The organism is Pseudomonas azerbaijanoccidentalis (assembly GCF_019145495.1).
GTDB classification, from domain to species: Bacteria; Pseudomonadota; Gammaproteobacteria; order Pseudomonadales; family Pseudomonadaceae; genus Aquipseudomonas; species Aquipseudomonas azerbaijanoccidentalis.
On the sequence record NZ_JAHSTU010000008.1, the window covers coordinates 335,849 to 342,717 of the forward strand.

The window sequence follows — 6,869 nt, forward strand, 5'->3', positions numbered from 1 at the left end:
GGGCCTGCGGTCAGTCGATTTTCTCGGCGCGGGTCAGTACGGCGTTGAGCAACACATCGGTGCCTTGGCGCACATCTTCCGGCAACACGTCTTCGGCTTCGTTATGGCTCAAGCCGCCGACGCACGGAATGAACACCATGGCCGTCGGGCAGAACCGAGCCAGGTGAATCGCGTCATGCCCGGCGCCGCTGACAATCGATTGCTGAGCGTAGCCCAGCGCATCGACAGCCTGTTGCACCGCCGCCACACAGTCAGCGTCGAACGGCGTCGCCGGGCTGATCCAGTGGGGGGTGATGGTCAGGTTCAAGCCACGACCGTCGGCAATCGCCTGCAACCGCGCACGGACCTGTTGTTCCATGGCCTCAATGGCCTCATCGCGGTGATGACGCAGGTCAACGGTGAAATTCACCAGCCCCGGAATGGTGTTGCGCGAGGACTTGTTGATGCTCAACTCGCCGACCGTGGTCAGGCCTTCGGGGGCGAAATCAGCGGCCAGACCTTCGATCGCCTGAATCATCCGCGCTACGCCGTAAAGGGCGTCCTTGCGCAGCGGCATCGGCGTGGTGCCCGCGTGGGCGGCCATGCCTTCGACCCGCACGTCGAGCCAGCGAATCGCCTGACCGCCGCTGACCACGCCGATGCTCTTGGCGTTGTCTTCGAGTATCGGCCCTTGCTCGATGTGCGCCTCAAAGTAGGCATCCACTGCACCACCCAATGGGCGCTCACCGGAATAACCGGTGCGCTGCAGTTCTTCGGCGACGCTGATGCCATCGACATCACGCACCGCCAGCGCCGAGTCCAGCGGCATGATGCCGGTGAACACCGCCGAGCCGAACATCGCCGGGGTGAAGCGTGCGCCTTCTTCGTTGGTCCACACCGCCACTTCCAACGGCTTGCGGGTTTGAATACCCAAATCGTTGAGGCAACGCACCACTTCCAGACCGGCGAGCACGCCGTACACGCCATCGAAACGCCCGCCCTCGGGTTGGGTGTCGAGGTGGCTGCCCATCATCACCGGGGCAGCGTCGGGATCAGTGCCGGCGCGGCGAGCGAACAGGTTACCGATGGCATCCACGCTCAGGGTCATGCCGGCTTCACGGCACCAGTGGGCAAACAGTTCGCGACCGGCTTTGTCCTCATCGGTCAAGGCCAGGCGGCAGCTACCGCCGCGGGCGGTGGCGCCGATTTCGGCCATTGCCATCAGGCTCGCCCAAAGGCGTTCGCCCTTAATCTTCAACATGGGTTTCTCCTGCAAATTCAAAACGACGCTCTCTGTAGGAGCCGGCGTGCTGGCGATGCACCCGTACAATCAACGGACACGCTGACTGATGCACCACTATCGCCAGCAAGTCGGCTCCTACAGGTTCAAGGGGTGGCTAGCTCAACGCGTTCAGCGTTGGCATGGCGACGGGCAAGGGACAGCACGCAGACCAGAGAAGTCGCGGCGATCAGGCTGTAGAACACCGCCATCGGCCACCATTGGCCGGCGAACTTGTGCGCCAGCATCGTGCCGATCAGCGGCGTCAGGCCACCGGCCACAGCGCCGCAGATTTGGTAGGCCAGAGAGATCGCGGTGTAGCGCACGCGGGTCTCGAACATGCCGCTGACGTACCCGGCAATCACCGCGTAGAACGACGCCATGCACACCACCGCCAAGGCGATGCCGAGGATGATCAACGGCGCTTGTGCCGAGCTGACCAGCACGAACATCGGATAAGGCGAAGCCATCGCCAGCAGCGACACCAGGCACAGGAAACGGGTGGCACCGATTTTCTCGGCCACCCATGCCGCCAGCGGTTGAATGCAGAACTGAATGATGGCGACGAAGAACAGGCACTCCAGAATCAGCGAGCGCGGCAACGCCAGTTGTTGGGTGGTGTAGGCGATCATGAAGGTGTTGGTGAAATACACCCCGGCAATCCCCAGCGTGTTGGCGCCAATGCACAACAACAGTGGACGCCACGCGGTGCGCAGCACTTCCATGACGGGCGCTTGTTCCTTGCGTTTGTTTTTGCTGGCCAGCTCGCGGCTGGCGAGGAACTCCGGCGATTCATTCACACCCAGGCGAATCGCCAGGCCCACCAGCAGCAACAGCGAACTGGCAAGAAACGGCAGGCGCCAGCCCCAACTCATCAAGTCTTCTTCGGGCAAACGGGTCACGGCGCTGAAGGCCAGCAGTGACAGGATCAAACCCGCCGGGCTGCCCAATTGCGCAAACGAGGCAAAGAAATTACGTCGACCTTTCGGCGCATGCTCGCCGGCCATCAACACCGCCCCACCCCACTCGCCACCCACGGCGATGCCCTGGACGATGCGCAGCAGAATCAGCAGCACCGGAGCAGCGGCGCCGATTTGCGCATAGGTAGGCAGCAAGCCAATACACACCGTCACCACGCCCATCATCAACAAAGTGATGATCAGCGATTTCTTGCGGCCGATGCGGTCACCGATATGGCCGAAGATAATCCCGCCCAACGGCCGCGCAAAAAAGCCCACGGCAAACGTGCCGAAGGCGGCCATGGTGCTGAACAGTTTGTCGTCGGAGGGAAAGAACAACGCGCCGAACACCAGCGCAGCGGCGGTGGCGTAGATGTAAAAGTCGTACCACTCGATCATGGTGCCGATGAAGGCAGCGGCTGCCGCACGACGCGGCTGATTCGAAGCTTGAGGCTTCATGGGGTCGGGCTCCTTTGGTTATTTTTTTGGCAGGAGGAAAACGGCAAATCCGGGGCGCTCTGGCGGCGCCGGTCTGAGGGTGATTTTTCGTCTGGTGGCTATGATTAGTCAATTTTCTATTTATTATGCGAAGTATTACGCCAACTTATAATCGAGAGCCGACATGGCCGAACGCGATGTGCAACGCCTGCTCAACGACCGACTGGACTGGAACCTGCTGCGCACCTTTCGGGTGATCGGCCAGGAGCTGAGCATCAGCCGCGCCGCTGCCCGCCTGCACTTGACGCAGCCAGCGGTGAGCCAGGCGCTCAAGCGTCTGGAAGAACAACTGGGCCGACAATTGATCGCCCGGCGCGGGCCGCGTTTTGCCCTGACGGAAATCGGCGAACAGATCTTTGAACTGGCTGGTGAAATCTATGGGCAAATGTCTCAGGTCAGCAGCGTGCTGGAGCAGCCAGCCGATGAGGTGATCGGCAAAGTGCGCTTGCTGATCATCAGCCGGATCTTCTCCGAGCGCTTCGACGACTTTCTGGCGGAGTTTCACCGACAGCACCCGCGAGTGGATCTGGAGGTCGAGGTGATGCGCAGTTCCGACATCGTCAGCGCCCTCCAGGAAAAAACCGCGACCCTCGGCCTGAGCCTCAATCGCCGTCCGCAACCGCGCCTGGAACAGCGATTGTTCCTGCGTCAGCGCTATGCGTTTTTCTGCGGCAAGCACCATTTGTTGTTCGGTCGACAGGACGTCGCCGAAGGGGATTTGCAGCGGGAAAATTTCGTCAGTTTTACCAGCGACCAGATCGGCGGCATGCTCTCGCCGCTGACGATTTTTCGCGATCAGCAGGGGTTTAGTGGGCGCATCGTCGCGTCGTCACCGAGCCTGGAAGAAGTCCGGCGACTGGTGATCGCCGGCTTCGGTATCGGCTGTCTACCCGAGCACGTGGTGGCGGCCGATGTCGACGCCGGATTGCTCTGGCGCCTGCCGCCTCACGAAGGGATTGCCGATGTGGACATTCATTTGCTGTGGAACCGCGAGCAGCGCATGAGCCGGGCCGAAACCGTGTTCCTCGAAAGCTTCCAGCACATGCTCAGTATTCGTGAGCCTGCGCTGTGAAGCCTTGATGAATCAAACGTGAGGATCGCCAGGCGCCTTGCTCGGCACCGCGTATTGCGGCTTCAGATGACCATCCTGATCGAGTAGCCAGGCGTCCATGATTTGCCGCACAACAGGACCCGCCACACGGCCACCGGCCTCGCCGTTTTCGATCATTACCGAGATTACAATCTTCGGATGTTCGGCCGGCGCAAACCCGACAAACAAGGCATTGTCGCGGTTACGCTCGCGGGTTTTCTCGCGGTTGTAGCGCTCACCCTGTTTGATCGCCACCACTTGCGCGGTGCCGCTCTTGCCAGCGATGCGATACTGCGCACCCGCCGCTGCGGCTCGGGCAATCCCGCGGGCATCGTGCATCACCATCTGCATGCCATGGTTGACCTGCTCCCAGTCGCGCGGGTCCTTGAGCAGAATATTCGGCATCGGGTGCTCATCCACTGGCGCGGCGCCGTCCACGGTCATGGCCAGGTGCGGGCGGTTCCACACACCTTTGTTGGCGATCAGCGCCGTGGCCTGGGCCAATTGCAGCGGCGTGACCTGCATGTAGCCCTGGCCGATGCCGAGGATCACGGTTTCACCCGGGAACCACGGCTGACGACGTGTAGCGCGCTTCCAGGCCTGGGATGGCATCAGACCTGAGGATTCCTCGTACATATCCAGGGAGACTTTCTCACCAAGACCGAACATCGCCATGTAGTCGTGCAGGCGATCGATCCCGAGCTTGTGCGCGAGGTCGTAGAAGTAGGTGTCGTTGGAGCGCATGATCGCCGCGTCCATGTCCACCCAGCCATCGCCGCTGTGGTTCCAGTTGCGATACTTGTGATCGAAGTCCGGCAATTGGTAATAACCCGGATCGAACACCCGGGTCTGCGGCGTGACTACGCCAGCGTCGAGGCCGGCAATCGCGACTTCAGGCTTGATGGTCGAACCCGGTGCATAGAGACCCCGCAGAACACGGTTGAACAGCGGCCGGTCAATGGAATCGCGCAGCGTCGAGTATTCCTTGGAGCTGATGCCGGTGACAAACAGGTTCGGATCGAAACTCGGATTGCTGACCATGGCCAGCACTTCACCCGTCGACGGATCCAGCGCAACGACCGAACCACGACGATCACCCAAGGCTTGTTCGGCGGCTTGCTGAAGCTTGATGTCGAGACTCAGGACAATGTTTTCGCCGGGAACCGGGTCAGTGTGCTTGAGCACACGCAGCACGCGACCCTGGGCATTGGTCTCGACTTCCTCGTAACCGACATGGCCGTGCAGTTGCGACTCGTAGAATTTTTCGATCCCGGTCTTGCCGATGGACTGAGTACCTCGGTATTCCACCGTATCCAGCGCTTTGGATTCTTTCTCGTTGATGCGTCCGACGTAGCCGACCGAATGAGCAAAATGCTCTCCCAATGGATAGTGCCGAACGAACTGTGGCTCGACATCCAGGCCCGGCAAACGGAACTCGTTCACCGCGAGCACCGCGATTTGCTCCTCGCTGAGTTCATAGAACAGCGTCACCGGCACGAACGGATGCCGTGCCTGCTTCATCGCCTTGTCGAACAACGTGCGGTCTTCAGCGGGCAAATGCAGGAGGTTGACCACCTCGTCCAGCTCGGCGCTGACATCCGTCGCGCGCTCGCGAGTGATGGTCAGGTTGAAGCTGGGCCGGTTGTCCGCGAGCACCACGCCATTGCGGTCATAGATCAAGCCACGGGTAGGCGTGATCGGCAGGACGTGGACGCGATTGTTTTCGGAAATCGTGGAGTGATAGTCGAATTCGACGACCTGCAGGACATACATGCGCACCACCAGCGCACACGTAATGGCGACAACAAACAAGGCGCATGCCATCAATCTTTTGTTGACCAGGCGAGTTTCTTTTTCGTGGTCTTTGATCGGAATCGGTTGGGGCATTTCTGTAGCAACTCTGTGAAATGAAGAGACCGATCACTGAGCGCGAAATACAGTCATCAAAAAAACGAGCTGCACCATACCAAAACTGCAAGATCACTTTTGTGTCATTTTTTTTAAGTTGGCTGTCGGCGAAGGCTGTCAGGGGTGACTACTCGTGCACTCCATTCAAAAGTGATATTCCCATTCATGCATTTTTCTTGCTGAGGCAGCCATCGATACTGGATGCATGTCATTTTCTTTGGAGTGTGTCCATGCATCCTCGATTTCAACGATTACTCGGTTCGAACGGTTTTTCCATCGGTCTGGAGTTGCCGCTGGACAATGATTGGTCCGGTGACGGCCAGCGCCTGCGAATAGCCGAAGGCAGGCCTTTTGGCGTACCCGATCTGAAGCAGCACGCTGCCATGGCGCGCCTGGCAGACAAGTCCGGTTTCCGTGCGCTATGGGTGCGCGATGTACCGGTGTATGACCCGCACTTCGGTGATGCCGCGCAGGTGTTCGAAACCTTTTCCTACCTGGGCTATCTGGCCGGCATTACCAACAACATCATGTTAGGAACTGCCGCGGTAGTGCTGCCGCTGCGTCAACCTTGGTTGACGCTCAAGTCGGCCAACAGTGTCGACGAGTTAAGTGATGGACGCCTGCTGTTGGGCGTTGCCAGTGGCGACCGCCCGATGGAATATCCGCTATTTGGCGTGGATTACGATCAGCGTGGTGAAATTTTCCGTGAGACCGTGGAACTGCTGCGCAGCCAAGGCGCGGGTCGTTTACCTGAAGGTGCACGCCTGCTTCCGGAACGCGATCCTTCAGCACCGTTGCTGGTTGCCGGCCTTGGCCAGCAATCTCCGGCGTGGATTGGCCAACACATGGATGGCTGGCTCGCCTACCCCGGCACACCGGATGAGCACCGTCGTCGGGTCGGGTTGTGGCGAGAGGTGGGTGGCAATAAACCTTACGTGAGTTTCGTTCACTTGGACCTGGCGGCCAATCCCCATGCACCGATGCGGCGTGTTCGATTCGGTGGCATTTGCGGGAGGTTGGCGCTGATTGATGAACTTCAGGCCCTGCGCGACGCTGGTGTGCAGCACATCGGCTTGCATGTGCGACGCAGCGAACGACCAGTCGCAGAGATCATTGAGGAAATTGCAGAGTACGTACTCCCGAAGTTTCACTAAAA

The 6,869-nt window shown here is 59.8% G+C and carries 5 protein-coding genes; 2 read left to right on the forward strand and 3 right to left on the reverse strand.

Features of this window, described 5'->3' with window-relative positions:
* Positions 1–10: 10 nt before the first annotated feature.
* Together KVG88_RS24475 and KVG88_RS24480 are read right to left on the reverse strand one after the other, a co-directional pair.
* Complete coding sequence (locus KVG88_RS24475) at positions 11–1,240, reverse strand: Zn-dependent hydrolase (protein WP_217872983.1); 1,230 nt, start codon at positions 1,238–1,240, stop codon at positions 11–13.
* A 125-nt stretch (positions 1,241–1,365) separates the two neighbouring features.
* Positions 1,366–2,676, reverse strand: a complete 1,311-nt coding sequence (locus tag KVG88_RS24480) for an MFS transporter (protein ID WP_217872984.1) — start codon at positions 2,674–2,676, stop codon at positions 1,366–1,368.
* Between the two features lie 163 nt (positions 2,677–2,839).
* Between KVG88_RS24480 and KVG88_RS24485 the strand changes: the two genes are divergently transcribed.
* A complete protein-coding gene (locus tag KVG88_RS24485; protein ID WP_150705495.1) occupies positions 2,840–3,787 on the forward strand; it encodes a LysR family transcriptional regulator in 948 nt (315 codons plus the stop codon).
* 12 nt (positions 3,788–3,799) lie between these two features.
* Here the strand turns inward: KVG88_RS24485 and mrdA are convergent, their stop codons facing one another.
* Positions 3,800–5,692 (reverse strand): penicillin-binding protein 2, encoded by a 1,893-nt coding sequence (gene mrdA / locus KVG88_RS24490; protein WP_217872985.1) that lies wholly within the window; start codon positions 5,690–5,692, stop codon positions 3,800–3,802.
* Positions 5,693–5,943: 251 nt separating this feature from the next.
* Here mrdA and KVG88_RS24495 point away from each other — a divergent pair, with 251 nt between their 5' ends.
* Positions 5,944–6,867: a TIGR03571 family LLM class oxidoreductase gene (locus KVG88_RS24495; protein WP_217872986.1), complete on the forward strand. Its 924-nt coding sequence runs from the start codon at positions 5,944–5,946 to the stop codon at positions 6,865–6,867.
* The last annotated feature ends 2 nt before the right edge of the window (positions 6,868–6,869 follow it).